This is a genomic window from Paraburkholderia agricolaris, assembly GCF_009455635.1.
GTDB classification, from domain to species: domain Bacteria; phylum Pseudomonadota; class Gammaproteobacteria; order Burkholderiales; family Burkholderiaceae; genus Paraburkholderia; species Paraburkholderia agricolaris.
The window spans coordinates 3,358,733-3,373,538 of the sequence record NZ_QPER01000001.1 but is presented as its reverse complement, the minus strand read 5'-3'; the positions used below and the strand labels follow the sequence as shown (position 1 = coordinate 3,373,538).

Below are 14,806 nucleotides of genomic sequence, written 5' to 3'. Positions count from 1 at the left end.
ACCTGCCGTGGTCGAGCTCGTTGCCGGGCGCTATGCTGCCGTCTCACCCCGCCATGGAAATTCGACTAGCACTTGCCGGATCGCCACATCGAATGGCGTGCGGCGGCCAATACCAAGCGCCTCGAGCCGGTCCGATGACAGATGGCAGTTATGCGGACGCGGCGTCGCGTCCGTGGGCGTGTGCTGCGGCGTTATTTGTGCATCGAGTTGCAACGCGGCGGCCAACTGCACAGCGATTTCATATTTGTTCATCGGCTCGTCGCCCGACCATTGCACGATGCCGCGGATCGCATCGCCCCGCGCATGCCATTCGAGCATCTGCCGGATCACAAACGCGACGTCCGGTGTAAAGGTCGGGTAACGAATCGCCCATGCATCCATGACGGCGGCCTTGCCCACACGTGAAGCCGACGCGGCAATCGCCGGCACGAGGCTCGTCACCGCGGATTCTGCCCAATCGACGATCGGCCCATACAGTAGCGGTAAACGCAGCACGCAGCCGAGATCGGTGGATTCCGTCAGCGCGCGTTCGCCTTCGAGTTTGCTCCGCCCATAGGCATTGAGCGGCGCGGGCACGGAATCGTGCTGATAGGGCGGGTGGGTGCCGTCGAATACGTAATCGGTCGAGATCGAGAGCGTCCATGCACCGCGGCGTCCGGCTGCCGTAGCCAGAGTGCGCACTGCGTCGACGTTCAATGCCCGGGCGAGCGCCGGATCGTGCTCGCACACATCCGGTCGACGTTCCGCCGCCGCAATCACGAGTGCGTCCGGCGCTTCGCGCTCGATGAATTGCTCGACTGCGCGCGCATCGCGAATGTCCAGTGCAACGGTGTTCGGGCCCGGTCGGCTGAACGCCGTGGCGACAACTTGCCAACTGGCCTGCTGCGCCAGTTCGTTGACGAGCGCCCGGCCGAGCAGCCCGGAAGCACCAATGACGGCAACTTTGAACATGAAGGTCGCTCGCTTAACGGTCCGGGCCGCTGATTACGCCGGTCACCGTATAACCGGCTTCGTCAATGGCGCTCTTTAATGTGCCAGCCTGTTGCGTCGATTCGATCGCCACGCGCCCGGTTGCCAGATCGACCTGAACCTGAGCGGTGTCATCGTGTTCGCGGATCGCATTCGTAACCGCTGCCACGCAATGCTGGCAGCTCATACCTTCTACCTGGAATTCGATCGTCATCGGGATTGCCTCGAAAAAATGAATGTTGCGACGGTTGAATTATGCCTGCCGGTGCGCAATTGGGTGGCTGACCTTCCCACAATGGGAAGGCGTACGATCGACCTACACACTGGGGGAAACAGTCATGAATATCGGTGAAGCGGCCCGCGCGTCGGGCGTCACGGCGAAGATGATTCGCTATTACGAAAGCGTGGGGTTGCTGGCAGCGAAGGCGCGCACGAGCGCTGGTTACCGCGTATACGGGCCGCAAGAGGTCCATTCGCTGCGTTTTATCCGCCAGGCGCGCCGCCTGGGTTTTCTGGTCGAAGACATCCGCCGGTTGCTGGCGCTCTGGCATGACCGGTCGCGCGCCAGCGCCGAAGTAAAGACGATTGCGCTGGAGCACGTCGCGGAACTCGATCGACGCATTGCCGAACTGACCGACATGCGCGACACATTGGCGCATCTGGCGGACCATTGCCACGGCGATGAGCGCCCGGATTGCCCGATTATCGAGCGGCTAGCCGACACCGATCTGGTGTCGGGGAAGGGCTGTCATCCGATTTGAACGCATCGGGTGCAACCCGTTGTGGGATTTGTCGCGACGGAACGTAAGAAAGCACCACAGCGGTGCAAAATAATTGGGGGCGCTATCGATCGTCTTGAGGCAGCCGTCTCGAATTTAGACAAATCAAGGACTTAAGTGCACCGAAAACGTGCATCATTCCAAAACGGAATGCACGTCATGCGGGCATTTCACTAGCAAGGTTGCACCATAGGGCTATAATCCGGGTTAACCCTTTTGCGGGAAATCCCTGATGCAGAACTCACCGGGGATTCAATCTGATCCTTGGAGAACATCATGTTTGCATACGTACTTGAAAAGCTGAGCACCTGGTTTGAAACCGCAGAACGTAACCGTCGTGAAGCCTATCTCGCGTCGTCGTCGGATATCGTTCAGCTCGAACAGCGCATCCGCTCGCTCGAAACCAACGGCTACTCGCTGTAAGTTTCAACTGCATCAAGTTTGACCCGGCAGCGCTCGTGCGCGGCCACGGCAGTGAAGAAGTAAAGTGTTGAGCCCCGTATAGACGGGGCTTTGTCACATCTGGACCACGGAAATTTCACGGCAAATGGCGCTTCAAAGCGACCCATGGCCAATAACGACTAGCCTGACGGGCGTCGTAGCGGTAAGGTAAAGCGTTTTCCACGCTATCCGGCATTCTCAAACTCAACCGGTCTGCCCATGTTTCCTGTCCGCCTGCTCAAATCCGCCCTGGTCATAATCGCCGCGACTTCGCTGACCTCGGGTTTCGCAGTACCGGCGAGTTTCGCCGCGACGAGCGGCAACACCCGCAAACCGGTGATACTCGACTCGCAGGGCGGTATCAACGACGGCCAGAGCGGCACAGTGCTGCAAACCGCACCGCTCTCGCGGCAGCCGATCGTAGGGGCGCAGCCCATCGCCACGCCCACGGAGTTGGCGCCGAATTCGTCGATACCGTTCGTTGTCGCACCCTATATCCCGGTGCCTGTCGGCGGCACGCCGTCTCCACAACCCTATCCGCAACCTCGTCCCATGCCCCGCGGGCAATGAGCTCAATCGCCGCGATACTCCACCTTGAACTGTGCGGCCTTGTCCTCGCCGAGCGCCTGAACCAGCCAGGGCATTTGATCTTTCAGCGTTTTTGCCAGCGTATACGGCGGATTCAGGATGAACATGCCACTGCCGAATAACCCGAAGCCGTCAGTCGGCGGATTGCTGACGGTCAGGCTTACGTGCAACCAGTTGCGCTCCTGCAGCTTCTTCAACTGATCGGGGAAGCGCTGCGATTCAAGCCGTCTGACCTGCGGGTACCAGACTGCATAGGTACCGGTCGGAAAGCGCTTCAGGCTTTCTTCGACGCAGCGCAGCGTGCGCGTGTAGTCGCGCTTGTCTTCGTACGACGGATCTAGCAGTACCAGCGCGCGGCGCGGTGCCGGAGGCAGCAACGCGAGAATGCCGTCGAAGCCGTCGCCCGCATAAAGCATTGCCCGGCGCCCCGCATCGCGGAAGTTATGGCGCAGCACGTCGATTTCAGTGGTGTGCAGTTCGAACAGACGCATGCGGTCCTGTTCGCGCATCTGCCGCCATGCGATATACGGCGAACCCGGGTAGAAGCGCAACTGGCCGTCTGGATTCAGCGCGCTCACTTCATCGACGTAATCCGCGAAGACCGACGGCAGGTCGTTGCGGCCCCATAGTTTGCCGATGCCGGTCTGGAATTCGCCTGTTTTGGTCGCGTAGCCTTCCTTCAGCGAATAGACGCCGGCACCCGCGTGCGTGTCGATATACCAATAGGCTTTGTCTTTCTGGCCGAGGTAGCGCAGTAGCTGCAACACGACGGCGTGTTTCAGAACGTCGGCGTGGTTGCCTGCATGAAAGGCGTGGCGGTAGCTGAGCATGATGAGGAGACGCTGAAAGAGGGCGTGCCGGTCCAGGGCGGATTCGGCGGTGCGAGTGCAATGCGGCAGCACAATAGAAGTGCAGCGCGGTCGCGTATTGTACGCGACGCCGCGTTGCACCCTGTAATGCGTTGCGCGTGACACTGCCCTGATGATGCATGGGCCATGTTCCGCGCGCGCCGGCGAGCGTTGGGTCAGTCGTAGGCGTCGCCGATGATTTCCTCGATCCGCTGCTTGATCTCCGGCGTGATCCGCTCGGCCACCTCGGCGGATTTCATGTTTTGGCCGATCTGTTCGACACGCGAAGCGCCGGTGATCACCGTGCTTACGTTCGGATTCTTCAGAATCCACCCAATCGCCAACTGGCCGACCGTACAGTCGAGCTCATCTGCCACTTCGCCGAGCTTGCCGACGACGTTGTTCTTGCCGGTGTCGGTGACCTGCTTGCGCAGCCAGTCGTAGCCTTGCAACTGCGCGCGGCTGTCGGCAGGTACGCCGTCGCGGTATTTGCCGGTGAGTAGACCGGACGCAAGCGGGCTCCATGTGGTCAGCCCCAGGCCAATGTCCTCGTAAAGCCGCTTGTATTCCTGCTCGACGCGCTTGCGGTGGAACAGGTTGTATTGCGGCTGCTCCATGACCGGCTTGTGCAGATGATGCCGTTCAGCGATCTCATAAGCCGCGCGGATTTCGTCGGCGCTCCATTCCGACGTGCCCCAGTACAGTGCCTTGCCGCGCGTGATCATGTCGCTCATGGCCCAAACGGTTTCTTCGACCGGCGTGTTCGGGTCAGGACGATGACAGAACACCAGATCGACATAATCGAGCTGCAGGCGTTTGAGCGACGTATCGATCGCGTTCAGCAGATATTTGCGGTTCAGCGTGTGGTACTGGTTCGGCGCTTCGTTGAGACCCCAGAAAAACTTTGTGGATACCACGTAGCTCACGCGTGGCCACGCCAGTTCCTTGAGTGCCTGGCCCATGATTTCTTCGGATTGGCCGGCGGCATACACTTCCGCGTTGTCGAAGAAGTTGACTCCGGCATCGCGTGCGGCCGCAAGCGACTCGCGTGCCGCGCGATGATCCACCTGATTGCCGTAGGTGACCCATGAGCCGATGGACAGTTCGCTGACTTGCAGGCCGGAACGGCCCAGACGTCGATAATTCATGCATTCCTCCTTGGTAGTGATGCCGCCGGAATCCCGCTAAGACGCCTAGTTTAAAGAGATAAAGCTCGATGCGCGTTTTACCGATGTAGTTCACATGGTTCATGCACAATAGCAGCGTTGGCCGCAGTGCAGCATTCGGCCAAACGGCCTATGCCGTTTGGCTGACTTCACGCCGCCTGCGGCCCGTGGTCTCATTGCTCATCAACTGCATGGAGGTTCTGGATGTCGTCACTGAACACGAATCTGAATGGCAAGGTCGCGGTGGTTACGGGCGCCGCGAGCGGCATCGGCAAGCAGATTGCGCTCACGCTTTCTGCCGCGGGCGCGGCGATCGCGATCGCCGACCTGAACCAGGACGGCGCGAACGCCGTTGCTGAAGAAATCAGACAGGCTGGCGGAAAGGCAATCGGCGTGGCGATGGACGTCACGAACGAAGACGCCGTCAACCAGGGTATCGACAAAGTCGCGGCCGAATTCGGCTCGATCGACATTCTGATTTCAAACGCCGGCATCCAGATCGTTAATCCAATCGAAAACTACTCGTTTTCCGATTGGAAGAAGATGCAGGCGATCCACGTGGACGGTGCCTTCCTTACCACCAAGGCCGCGCTCAAACACATGTACAAAGACGATCGCGGCGGCATTGTGATCTACATGGGTTCGGTTCATTCGCATGAAGCGTCGCCGCTCAAGTCGGCCTATGTGACCGCCAAGCATGCGCTGCTGGGGCTCGCACGCGTACTGGCCAAGGAAGGCGCGAAACACAATGTGCGCTCACATGTCGTATGTCCGGGTTTCGTGCGTACGCCGCTGGTCGACAAGCAGATTCCCGAGCAGGCCAAAGAGCTCGGCATTAGCGAAGAAGACGTGATCAAGCGCGTGATGCTGGGCGGCACGGTCGACGGCATCTTCACCACGGTGGAAGACGTCGCGCAGACAGTGCTGTTCCTGTCCACTTTCCCGACTGCGGCGCTGACCGGCCAGTCCTTTATTGTGAGCCACGGCTGGTATATGCAATAAGGAGGCGCCCATGGTGCAACGCAATCTCAAACGGGCGCGCGCCGGCGCGCCCGGCGGCGGGGAAGGCGAGGGTGCCGGTCCGGCGCCCGCCGCTCATCCCGGCCGGCAACGCCATTTACCCAACTACGAAACCGTCGCGTTGATGTTACAAGGCGGCGGGGCGTTGGGCGCCTATCAGGCAGGCGTCTTTCAGGGACTTTACGAAGCCGGTATCGAGCCGAACTGGCTCGCCGGTATTTCAATTGGCGCGCTGAATACCGCCATCATTGCCGGCAATCCGCCGGAAAAGCGCGTCGAGCGGCTGCTGCAATTCTGGGAAACGATCTGTCAACCGGCGTTCGGGCCGCCGTTGCCGGCCTTTATCGAGCACGCACTGTTCAATTCCAGTGAAGCTGTTCGCAAGGCTTTCACGGCGACTCAGGCCATGGGCGCGATTGTGGAGGGCCAAAAGGGCTTTTTTGTGCCGCGTTTCCCGCCGCCGCTGCCCACCGTTTCCGGGCCGCCGCAATTGGCAAGCTACTACGACACCACGCCGCTCAAGGCGACGCTGGAGGCGCTCTGTGACTTCGATCGCATCAATTCCGGCGAGATGCGTGTATCGGTCGGGGCGGTGAATTGCGGGACAGGCAACTTCGCTTACTTCGATAACCGGCATACGAAACTGAGGCCTGAGCACTTCATGGCGTCAGGTGCGTTGCCGCCGGGTTTTGCGGCAGTTGAGATCGACGGCCAGTATTACTGGGACGGTGGCCTGATGTCGAACACGCCGCTCTATGAAGTGATTCAGACCACGCCCCGTCGCGATACGCTTGCATTCCAGGTTGACCTATGGAGCGCGATCGGGCCGGTGCCGGACAACATCACCGATGTTCAAGGGCGCATGAAAGACATTCAGTACTCGAGCCGCACGCGTCTCGTGACCGATATGCTGCAACGTTCGCAGCGTTTCCGGCATGTGCTGCGCGAGGTGCTCGATCGCGTGCCGTCTGACCAGCGCGACGATCCATGGTGCAAGCTTGCGGAGGATCTCTCGTGTTCGAAGCGCTACAACGTGATCCACCTCATTTATCGGCAAAAGGAATACGAAGGGCACTTCAAAGACTTTCAGTTTGGCCTCTCTACAATGCGCGAACATTGGAGTAGCGGTCTTGAAGATATTCGCCATTCGCTGGCCCAACCCGATTGGCTCGACATGCCTGATAACGACGCAGGTTTTGTCACGCACGATATCCATCGGGATGCGCGCTGAAATTGCCGTGAAATCGTCGTGCAAGGCAGCAGCAGGCCATATCAGCAACTAACGGCAGCAAGCCGCATCGGCAGGTCAGTCACACCTCCGGCAGCAGTCGGCCAATGAAAAACGGCGCCCGAATTGGGCGCCGTTTCTTCAAGCAACTTCAGCCAGCCAGGCAAGGCAAGGCGCGCGCGATCAACGCCCGCGCCCTGAAATGTCTTACTTCAACACGTGAGCAATCGCGTTAGCCACCACGTCGAGGTTGCGCGTATTCAGCGCAGCCACGCAGATACGGCCCGTGCTCACCGCGTAGATGCCGAACTCTTCACGCAGACGGTCCACTTGGGGCGCCGTCAGGCCCGAGTACGAGAACATGCCACGTTGTGCATTCACGAAGCTGAAATCGCGATCCACGCCGCTTGCCTTCAGGCGTTCGACGAGACCGTTGCGCATGGCGCGGATGCGGTCGCGCATTTCGGCGAGTTCCGTTTCCCACGTGGCGCGCAATTCAGCCGATGCGAGCACCGCTGCGACCACCGAGCCGCCGTGCGTCGGCGGGTTCGAGTAGTTCGTGCGGATCACGCGCTTCAGTTGCGACAGCACGCGAGCCGATTCTTCCTTGCTTGCCGTGATGATCGACAGTGCGCCGATGCGCTCGCCGTACAGCGAGAACGACTTCGAGAACGACGACGACACGAACACGTTCAGTTCCGATGCGGCGAACAGACGGACCGCTGCAGCGTCGGATTCGATGTTGTCGCCGAAACCCTGGTAAGCGATGTCGAGGAACGGCACCAGATTGCGCGCTTTCACGACCTCGACGATCTGCTTCCATTGGTCGACCGTCAGGTCGACACCAGTCGGGTTGTGGCAGCACGCGTGCAGCACGACAACCGTGCCCGCGGCGTAGCTGTTCAGCGCGTTCAGCATGCCTTCGAAGTTCACGCCGTGCGTGTGTGCGTCGTAGTACGGATAGTTCACGACTTCGAAGCCTGCGCCTTCGAACAGCGCGCGGTGGTTTTCCCAGCTCGGATCGCTGATCGCGACCTTGGCATTCGGGTTCAGACGCTTCAGGAAATCGGCGCCGATTTTTAGCGCGCCCGTGCCACCCAGTGCTTGCGCCGTCACGACGCGGCCTGCGGCGATCAGCGGCGAATCGTTGCCGAGCAGCAGCGTTTGCACAGCGGCGTCGTAGGCGGCGATGCCCTCGATCGGCAGATAGCCACGCGGCAGCGCGGCTTCGACGCGTGCCTTTTCTGCGTCGCGCACGGCGCGCAGCAGCGGAATCTTGCCTTCTTCGTTGAAGTACACGCCAACGCCAAGATTGACCTTGGTGGCGCGCGCATCGGCGTTAAAAGCTTCGTTCAGGCCCAGAATCGGGTCGCGGGGAGCAAGTTCGACGGCGGAGAACAGAGACATGATGGGTGGGCAGCAGTAGTGAAAAGAGGGCGGCTTCGAGCGCGGGGAGCCCGGCCAAAGACGTCTGACGGACGATCCGGACGGCGGGCGGGCATCGGCGAGCGAGCGCAACTTGGCATTGTAGCGAATTTGTGGGCAATTTTCGGGCAGCAAAGCTCGTTGGACTGAATTTTTTGCTTGAAAAACAGGCATCAAAGCGCCATTTACCTTCTCTGCGCAGCCCGTTCAAACCCTACGCAGACCCGTTCAGCCCGGGTTCCCGCAACCCGTTAGAATAGTCCTTTGCCTAAGGCCCGGTGCCGCTCCCCATGTCCGAACACCATCTGACTGAAGCCGACGAGACGCTCGACGAATCCAAATTCGTCACGTTCGAAGGCTCGCCGTTCCAGCTTTACCAGCCGTATCCGCCCGCCGGCGACCAGCCGACGGCGATCGACACGCTTGTCGAAGGCATTGAGGACGGCTTGTCGTTCCAGACGCTGCTCGGCGTGACCGGTTCCGGCAAAACCTTCACGATGGCCAACACCATCGCGCGGCTCGGCCGGCCGGCGATCGTGTTCGCGCCGAACAAGACGCTTGCCGCGCAGCTCTATTCGGAGTTCCGCGAGTTCTTTCCGCGCAACGCGGTCGAGTATTTCGTCTCGTACTACGACTATTACCAGCCGGAAGCGTACGTGCCGCAGCGCGACCTCTTCATCGAGAAAGATTCGTCGATCAACGAACACATCGAGCAGATGCGGCTGTCGGCCACCAAGAGCCTGATGGAGCGGCGCGACGTGATCATCGTCGGCACGGTGTCGGCGATTTACGGTATCGGTAACCCGTCGGAATATCACAAGATGATTCTGACGCTGCGTACCGGCGACAAGCTCGGCCAGCGCGACATCATCGCCCGGTTGATCGCCATGCAATACAACCGCAATGAGGCCGACTTCCAGCGCGGTTCGTTCCGTGTGCGCGGCGATACGATCGATATTTTTCCCGCTGAGCACGCCGAAATGGCGGTGCGCATCGAGTTGTTCGACGACGAGGTCGAGACGCTGCAACTGTTCGATCCGCTCACCGGCCGCGTGCGGCAGAAGATCACCCGTTTCACCGTGTACCCGTCGTCGCACTATGTGACGCCGCGCGATACCGTGATTCGCGCGGTCGAAACGATCAAGACCGAATTGCGCGACCGGCTCGAGTTTTTCTACAGCAGCGGCAAGCTCGTCGAAGCGCAGCGGCTCGAGCAACGCACCCGCTTCGATCTGGAAATGCTGCAGGAGTTGGGCTTCTGCAAGGGCATCGAGAATTATTCGCGGCACTTTTCGGGCGCCGCGCCTGGCGAGCCGCCGCCGACATTGGTCGACTATTTGCCGCCCGACGCGCTGATGCTGCTCGACGAGTCGCACGTGCTGATCGGCCAGCTGAACGGCATGTACAACGGCGACCGGGCGCGTAAGGAGAATCTGGTCGACTACGGTTTCCGTTTGCCGTCGGCGCTCGATAATCGTCCGCTCAAGTTCAACGAATTCGAGCGCAAGATGCGTCAGGTGGTGTTCGTGTCGGCCACGCCGGCGGACTACGAAAAGAAAACGGCGGGGCAGGTGGCCGAGCAACTGGTGCGTCCGACCGGCCTTGTCGATCCGGAAATCGAGGTGCGCCCGGCGCGCACCCAGGTCGACGATGTGCTCGCCGAGATCAACGAGCGCGTCAAGGTAGGCGACCGCGTGCTGGTCACGGTGCTGACCAAGCGGATGGCCGAGCAGCTCACCGAGTTTCTGGCCGACCACGGCGTCAAGGTGCGTTACCTGCACAGCGACATCGATACGGTGGAGCGGGTGGAAATCATCCGCGATCTGCGTCTGGGCACCTTCGACGTGCTGGTCGGGATCAACCTGCTGCGTGAGGGGCTCGATATTCCGGAGGTCTCGCTGGTCGCGATTCTCGACGCCGACAAAGAGGGCTTCCTGCGCGCCGAGCGCTCGCTGATCCAGACCATCGGCCGGGCGGCGCGTAACGTGAACGGCAAGGCGATTCTCTACGCGGACCGGGTGACCGACTCGATGCGCCGCGCCATCGACGAAACCGAGCGGCGGCGCGCCAAGCAGATCGCCTATAACCTGGAGAACGGCATTACGCCGCGCGGCGTGGTCAAGCGGATCCGCGACATCATCGACGGGGTGTACAACGTCGACGACGCCCGCGCCGAGTTGAAGGAACAGCAGACTCGGGCGAAATTCGAGGACATGTCCGAGAAGCAGCTCGCCAAGGAGCTCAAGCGTCTCGAGAAGCAGATGATGGAGCACGCCAAGAATCTCGAATTCGAAAAGGCCGCACAAACTCGCGATCAGCTCGCGCTGTTGCGGCAGCGCGTGTTCGGTGCGAACGTCGGCGACCACGTGCCCGGCGTCCAGTAAACCTGCCTGTCTGGGCGCGGCAATGTGCCGCGCCCTGTCTTTCCCCGCCTTGCAGCCCGCTGACACCCTAGTCCCGCGCTTTCCTTAAAACCGCCTTAAGGCCCTACTCCCGTAAGGCTTTGCGTGCATCCGCGTTTGTTCTCCCTGCCGATCAATGATAAACTCGACCAATATTGAGAATGGTTCGCATTAACGTTCGTAATGCAGCTTACGCCCCATGATGACTGCCAACAGGGGCATTGGTAGGGCTGCATCGAAGCAGGCGCCGCGCGCTGTTCCAATGGGTTCGATTCCAGTCAGATAAAAACAAGGAGTTTCAATGCGGATTTCTTCATTTGTGCGTGGTGGCGCAGCAGCGGTAGCCGCAGTAGCGGCGCTTTCCGCAACGGCTGCGGAATACCCGATCGGCAAGCACCAGATTCAGGGCGGCATGGAGATCGGCGCGGTCTATCTGCAGCCGATCACGATGGAACCCGAAGGCATGATGCGCAAGGCGTCGGATTCGGACGTCCACCTGGAAGCCGACATCCACGCGGTCAAGAACAATCCGACGGGTTTCGCCGAAGGCGACTGGATGCCGTATCTGCAAGTTCGCTATGAGTTGACGAAAGCCGGTTCGAATCAGACCCAGAAGGGCGACATGATGGCGATGGTCGCCAACGACGGTCCGCACTACGGCGACAACGTCAAGCTGCAAGGCCCGGGCAAATACCATCTGAAATTGACGGTCGAAGCACCGATGCAAACCGGTCACATGGCGTTCGGCCGTCACGTCGACAAGGAAACTGGCGTGGGTCCGTGGTTCAAGCCGATCACGCTCGAATATGACTTCACGTTCGCGGGCATCGGCAAGAAGGGCGGTTACTGATCGTTGATCGCCGCGCACGCGGATCATCGCGACTCGTCACACATGACCGTGCGGCCGGCCGCGAATGAGCGAATGAGTGAATGCATGCAGCAGGCGGCGCGCGGACGATGAAACTTCCCGCGCCGCGTTTTCCGGAAAGGCTAATGAGAATTAACCGAAAGATCGCCATCCTCGCCATGACTGCTTTCGCAGTTGGGGCCGCGCACGCAGCGGATCTGCCCACCTTCAATCTTGAAATGAACGACGGCAAGCTCAATCCCGCCCGCATCGAAGTGCTGGCAGGGCAGCGTATCAAGATTGCAATTCGCAACACGGGCAAGGGTGCAGCTGAATTCGAAAGCGTGCAATTGCGTAAGGAAAAAGTATTGGCGCCGGGCGGCGATTCGTTCGTCGTGATCGCGCCGCTGGATCCGGGCGAGTACAAGTTCTTCGACGATTTTCATCAGCAGGCGCAGGGCGTGATCGTCGCGAAATAGTGGCTTGGGGCGCGAACGCGAACCTTGAGCAAACGGGTGGCGCGTTTGCCGGAGCAGTGGCTGGTAAAGCAGTAGCAGGGTAGAGGGGAGAGCTTGGATGGGTCAGATTCTATTCATCGTGTGGCGGGAAAGTGTTGAGGCGCTGCTGGTGGTCGGCATCCTGTACGCATGGTTGAAAAATGGCGACGACGATGCGCGCCGTGGTTTGCCGTACCTGTGGGGCGGCGTCGCGGCCGGTCTGATCGCGGCGGTCGCACTCGGCGCGGCGCTGGTCGGTTTCACCGAGGTGCTTTCCGGTGACGCGCAGGATTATTTCCAGACCGCGATGGTGCTGGTCGCCTGTGTGCTGATCGTGCAGATGGTGCTGTGGATGAAGCAGCATGGCCGCTCGCTCAAGCGCGACATGGAACAGTCGCTGCAAAAGAGCAAGCACGATTCGAACTGGTGGGGCGTCGCGTTGCTGGTCGCATTGGCGATCGCACGTGAAGGCAGCGAAACCGTGATCTTCCTGTACGGTCTCGGCTTTGGCCAATCGGGTCAGGTGGACGGCAGCCAGATGCTCGCGGTGGCGATCGGTCTCGGTCTCGCATTCCTGACCTTCTATGTGTTGCAGTTGGGCGGCAAGATCTTCTCGTGGCGGCTCTTCTTCCGTGTCACGGAAATCATGCTGCTGTTCCTCGGCGCGGGCCTGTTCCAGACCGGTGTCGATAAGCTGATCGACAAGGAAATCCTGCCGACAATCGTTGGCCAGATGTGGAATTCGTCGGCCATCCTCGATGATTCCAGTACGTTCGGTTCGCTGGTCGCGACACTCACCGGTTATCGCGCTCACCCTGCGTTGATGAATCTGATCGCCTACGCCGTGTACTGGCTGGTCGTCTATCTGCTGGTGCGTCGCGCGAATCGCAAGCCGGCGCAGCAGGCCGCCGGGCGCGCAGCATGAGTGCCGTGATGACTCGTCCGGGCCGGCTCGCTGCGGCCGGGCAGTGGATGCAGCGTCATGGCAGCCTGATCCGCGGCATTCAGTGGGTCGTGGTGGCCGTGTACGCGTTCCTGATTCTGGTGCCGGCGGTGATGCCGCTACCTGACGATACCGCGCATCTGTGGAGCAACCTGACGCTTGCCGCGCAGTTCGTGTTCTGGGGCATCTGGTGGCCGTTCGTGCTGCTGTCGATGGTGATGCTCGGCCGTGTCTGGTGCGGTGTGCTGTGTCCGGAGGGTGCGCTCGCGGAATTCGCGAGCAAGTATGGCCGCGGCCGGGCGATTCCCCGCTGGATGCGCTGGGGCGGCTGGCCATTCGTCGCGTTCGGCATTACGACCATCTACGGCCAGATGGTCAGCGTCTACCAGTATCCGAAAGCGGTGCTGCTGGTGCTCGGCGGTTCGACTTTCGCGGCAATGATCATCGGCTTGCTATACGGACGCGAGAAGCGCGTCTGGTGCAAGTATCTGTGCCCCGTCAACGGGGTTTTTTCGCTACTGGCGCGTCTCGCGCCGTTCCACTACAAAGTCGATGAAGATGCGTGGCGCCGGTCGTACAAGAACGGCGAGCACGGGCATCGCGTGATTCCAATCAACTGCGCGCCGCTGGTACCGCTGCGCAATATGAAGGGCGCGGCGGATTGCCATATGTGCGGCCGTTGCAGCGGGCATCGCGACGCGGTCGCGCTGACGTGGCGTGCGCCGTCGTCGGAAGTCGTGCAGCTCGGCGACAAACAGGCGAACCCGTGGGATACCGCATTGATCCTGTACGGCCTGCTCGGTATCGCGATCGGCGCGTTCCACTGGACCGCTTCGCGCTGGTTCATCGACCTGAAGATGTTCTTCGCCAACTGGCTGGTCGATCACGACATCACCTGGCCGCTCGACACCAACGCGCCGTGGTTCCTGTTCACGCATTACCCTGAGCAGAACGACGTATTCTCGTGGCTCGACGGCACGATGGTGATCGGCTACATCCTCGCGACCGCGCTGGTGTACGGCACCGCGTTGCTGGTGTTGCTGATGGGCGCGACGCGCATGCTGGGGCGCTTCAATACCGTGCGTCTGCATCATTTGACGCAAGGCCTCATTCCGATCGCAGGCGCAGGGGTGTTCCTTGGCTTGTCGGCGACCACGCTGTCGCTGCTGCGCGCGGAACATGTGCCGTTATGGTGGGCGTCGGATATGCGTATCGCGATTCTGGCGATTGCCAACCTGTGGAGTGCGTGGCTCGCGTGGCTCGTCACACGCCGTTATAGCGAGCGCTTCGTTCAACGCAGCCTCGCGATGGTGTGGTTCGCCGCGGCGCTGGCGGTGGTCGATAGTGCGTGGTGGCTGATGTTCTGGGGCTGGGCGTCGAAGTAGGTCATAACGAGGTTCTAACGCTTCGTGGTGCTGTCGAAACCTGATCGGCGCCGTTCAAAACAAAAAGCCGTGGAGATGAACATCCCACGGCTTTTTCTTTTCCTGTCTTGCGATACACGATGTCGTTCGTCTATCCGCATTGAGTGAGAACCAAAAAAGCGGCCTGGCTGGCTGCGACGGCTGGCTTGGTGTCTGCACGAAGGGGTCTAGTTCTCACGTGCAAGCCGTCGTGGCTGGCTAATGCCCAACACCTCTCGAGGAGGTGGTC

General features: G+C 60.6%; 15 protein-coding genes. 10 read left to right on the top strand and 5 right to left on the bottom strand.

Annotated features, from left to right (window positions below; translation table 11 throughout):
* Positions 1–30: 30 nt before the first annotated feature.
* Both GH665_RS14810 and GH665_RS14805 read right to left on the bottom strand, forming a co-directional pair.
* Positions 31–951: a dTDP-4-dehydrorhamnose reductase family protein gene (locus GH665_RS14810; protein ID WP_153136492.1), complete on the bottom strand. Its 921-nt coding sequence runs from the start codon at positions 949–951 to the stop codon at positions 31–33.
* Between the two features lie 13 nt (positions 952–964).
* On the bottom strand, positions 965–1,183 hold the full coding sequence (locus GH665_RS14805; protein ID WP_153136491.1) for a heavy-metal-associated domain-containing protein: 219 nt from the start codon (positions 1,181–1,183) through the stop codon (positions 965–967).
* A gap of 124 nt (positions 1,184–1,307) precedes the next feature.
* Between GH665_RS14805 and cueR the strand changes: the two genes are divergently transcribed.
* The 3 genes from cueR (at position 1,308) to GH665_RS14790 (ending at position 2,759) form a co-directional block, all read left to right on the top strand.
* The gene (gene cueR / locus GH665_RS14800) at positions 1,308–1,730 is read left to right on the top strand and encodes a Cu(I)-responsive transcriptional regulator (RefSeq protein WP_153136490.1); all 423 of its coding nucleotides are present in this window, start codon (positions 1,308–1,310) and stop codon (positions 1,728–1,730) included.
* A 294-nt stretch (positions 1,731–2,024) separates the two neighbouring features.
* The gene (locus GH665_RS14795) at positions 2,025–2,171 is read left to right on the top strand and encodes a DUF3563 family protein (protein ID WP_153136489.1); all 147 of its coding nucleotides are present in this window, start codon (positions 2,025–2,027) and stop codon (positions 2,169–2,171) included.
* A gap of 237 nt (positions 2,172–2,408) precedes the next feature.
* Positions 2,409–2,759 (top strand): hypothetical protein, encoded by a 351-nt coding sequence (locus GH665_RS14790; RefSeq protein WP_153136488.1) that lies wholly within the window; start codon positions 2,409–2,411, stop codon positions 2,757–2,759.
* Between the two features lie 2 nt (positions 2,760–2,761).
* On the opposite strand, the gene GH665_RS14785 is transcribed toward GH665_RS14790, so the two are convergent.
* Together GH665_RS14785 and GH665_RS14780 are read right to left on the bottom strand one after the other, a co-directional pair.
* The gene (locus tag GH665_RS14785) at positions 2,762–3,607 is read right to left on the bottom strand and encodes a 23S rRNA (adenine(2030)-N(6))-methyltransferase RlmJ (RefSeq protein WP_153136487.1); all 846 of its coding nucleotides are present in this window, start codon (positions 3,605–3,607) and stop codon (positions 2,762–2,764) included.
* 194 nt (positions 3,608–3,801) lie between these two features.
* Positions 3,802–4,773 carry a potassium channel beta subunit family protein gene (locus GH665_RS14780; protein ID WP_153136486.1) on the bottom strand — a complete coding sequence of 324 codons (972 nt, stop codon included), beginning with the start codon at positions 4,771–4,773 and terminating at the stop codon, positions 3,802–3,804.
* A 222-nt stretch (positions 4,774–4,995) separates the two neighbouring features.
* Between GH665_RS14780 and GH665_RS14775 the strand changes: the two genes are divergently transcribed.
* Both GH665_RS14775 and GH665_RS14770 read left to right on the top strand, forming a co-directional pair.
* Entirely contained in the window at positions 4,996–5,793 is a 798-nt protein-coding gene (locus GH665_RS14775; RefSeq protein ID WP_153136485.1) for a 3-hydroxybutyrate dehydrogenase, read from the top strand.
* Between the two features lie 10 nt (positions 5,794–5,803).
* On the top strand, positions 5,804–7,042 hold the full coding sequence (locus GH665_RS14770; RefSeq protein WP_153136484.1) for a DUF3734 domain-containing protein: 1,239 nt from the start codon (positions 5,804–5,806) through the stop codon (positions 7,040–7,042).
* Positions 7,043–7,246: 204 nt separating this feature from the next.
* Here the strand turns inward: GH665_RS14770 and GH665_RS14765 are convergent, their stop codons facing one another.
* Positions 7,247–8,446, bottom strand: coding sequence for an amino acid aminotransferase (locus GH665_RS14765; protein WP_153136483.1), 1,200 nt, complete (start codon positions 8,444–8,446; stop codon positions 7,247–7,249).
* Positions 8,447–8,754: 308 nt separating this feature from the next.
* On the opposite strand from GH665_RS14765, the gene uvrB reads away from it, so the two are divergent.
* The 5 genes from uvrB to GH665_RS14740 all read left to right on the top strand — a co-directional run bounded on the left by uvrB (position 8,755) and on the right by GH665_RS14740 (position 14,538).
* On the top strand, positions 8,755–10,848 hold the full coding sequence (uvrB, locus tag GH665_RS14760; protein WP_153136482.1) for an excinuclease ABC subunit UvrB: 2,094 nt from the start codon (positions 8,755–8,757) through the stop codon (positions 10,846–10,848).
* A 319-nt stretch (positions 10,849–11,167) separates the two neighbouring features.
* The gene (locus tag GH665_RS14755) at positions 11,168–11,716 is read left to right on the top strand and encodes an iron transporter (protein WP_153136481.1); all 549 of its coding nucleotides are present in this window, start codon (positions 11,168–11,170) and stop codon (positions 11,714–11,716) included.
* A gap of 143 nt (positions 11,717–11,859) precedes the next feature.
* Complete coding sequence (locus GH665_RS14750; protein ID WP_153136480.1) at positions 11,860–12,192, top strand: cupredoxin domain-containing protein; 333 nt, start codon at positions 11,860–11,862, stop codon at positions 12,190–12,192.
* Between the two features lie 97 nt (positions 12,193–12,289).
* The gene (locus GH665_RS14745) at positions 12,290–13,135 is read left to right on the top strand and encodes an FTR1 family iron permease (RefSeq protein ID WP_153136479.1); all 846 of its coding nucleotides are present in this window, start codon (positions 12,290–12,292) and stop codon (positions 13,133–13,135) included.
* The gene (locus GH665_RS14740; RefSeq protein WP_153136478.1) at positions 13,132–14,538 is read left to right on the top strand and encodes a 4Fe-4S binding protein; all 1,407 of its coding nucleotides are present in this window, start codon (positions 13,132–13,134) and stop codon (positions 14,536–14,538) included. The genes GH665_RS14745 and GH665_RS14740 overlap by 4 nt, the downstream gene beginning before the upstream one ends.
* The last annotated feature ends 268 nt before the right edge of the window (positions 14,539–14,806 follow it).

What these genes read in the sequence shown, in the direction of transcription:
- GH665_RS14810 (WP_153136492.1), bottom strand. Translation starts at nt 951, where the DNA reads ATGTTCAAAGTTGCCGTCATTGGTGCTTCCGGGCTGCTCGGCCGGGCG.
- GH665_RS14805 (WP_153136491.1), bottom strand. Translation starts at nt 1,183, where the DNA reads ATGACGATCGAATTCCAGGTAGAAGGTATGAGCTGCCAGCATTGCGTG.
- cueR (WP_153136490.1), top strand. Translation starts at nt 1,308, where the DNA reads ATGAATATCGGTGAAGCGGCCCGCGCGTCGGGCGTCACGGCGAAGATG.
- GH665_RS14795 (WP_153136489.1), top strand. Translation starts at nt 2,025, where the DNA reads ATGTTTGCATACGTACTTGAAAAGCTGAGCACCTGGTTTGAAACCGCA.
- GH665_RS14790 (WP_153136488.1), top strand. Translation starts at nt 2,409, where the DNA reads ATGTTTCCTGTCCGCCTGCTCAAATCCGCCCTGGTCATAATCGCCGCG.
- GH665_RS14785 (WP_153136487.1), bottom strand. Translation starts at nt 3,607, where the DNA reads ATGCTCAGCTACCGCCACGCCTTTCATGCAGGCAACCACGCCGACGTT.
- GH665_RS14780 (WP_153136486.1), bottom strand. Translation starts at nt 4,773, where the DNA reads ATGAATTATCGACGTCTGGGCCGTTCCGGCCTGCAAGTCAGCGAACTG.
- GH665_RS14775 (WP_153136485.1), top strand. Translation starts at nt 4,996, where the DNA reads ATGTCGTCACTGAACACGAATCTGAATGGCAAGGTCGCGGTGGTTACG.
- GH665_RS14770 (WP_153136484.1), top strand. Translation starts at nt 5,804, where the DNA reads ATGGTGCAACGCAATCTCAAACGGGCGCGCGCCGGCGCGCCCGGCGGC.
- GH665_RS14765 (WP_153136483.1), bottom strand. Translation starts at nt 8,446, where the DNA reads ATGTCTCTGTTCTCCGCCGTCGAACTTGCTCCCCGCGACCCGATTCTG.
- uvrB (WP_153136482.1), top strand. Translation starts at nt 8,755, where the DNA reads ATGTCCGAACACCATCTGACTGAAGCCGACGAGACGCTCGACGAATCC.
- GH665_RS14755 (WP_153136481.1), top strand. Translation starts at nt 11,168, where the DNA reads ATGCGGATTTCTTCATTTGTGCGTGGTGGCGCAGCAGCGGTAGCCGCA.
- GH665_RS14750 (WP_153136480.1), top strand. Translation starts at nt 11,860, where the DNA reads ATGAGAATTAACCGAAAGATCGCCATCCTCGCCATGACTGCTTTCGCA.
- GH665_RS14745 (WP_153136479.1), top strand. Translation starts at nt 12,290, where the DNA reads ATGGGTCAGATTCTATTCATCGTGTGGCGGGAAAGTGTTGAGGCGCTG.
- GH665_RS14740 (WP_153136478.1), top strand. Translation starts at nt 13,132, where the DNA reads ATGAGTGCCGTGATGACTCGTCCGGGCCGGCTCGCTGCGGCCGGGCAG.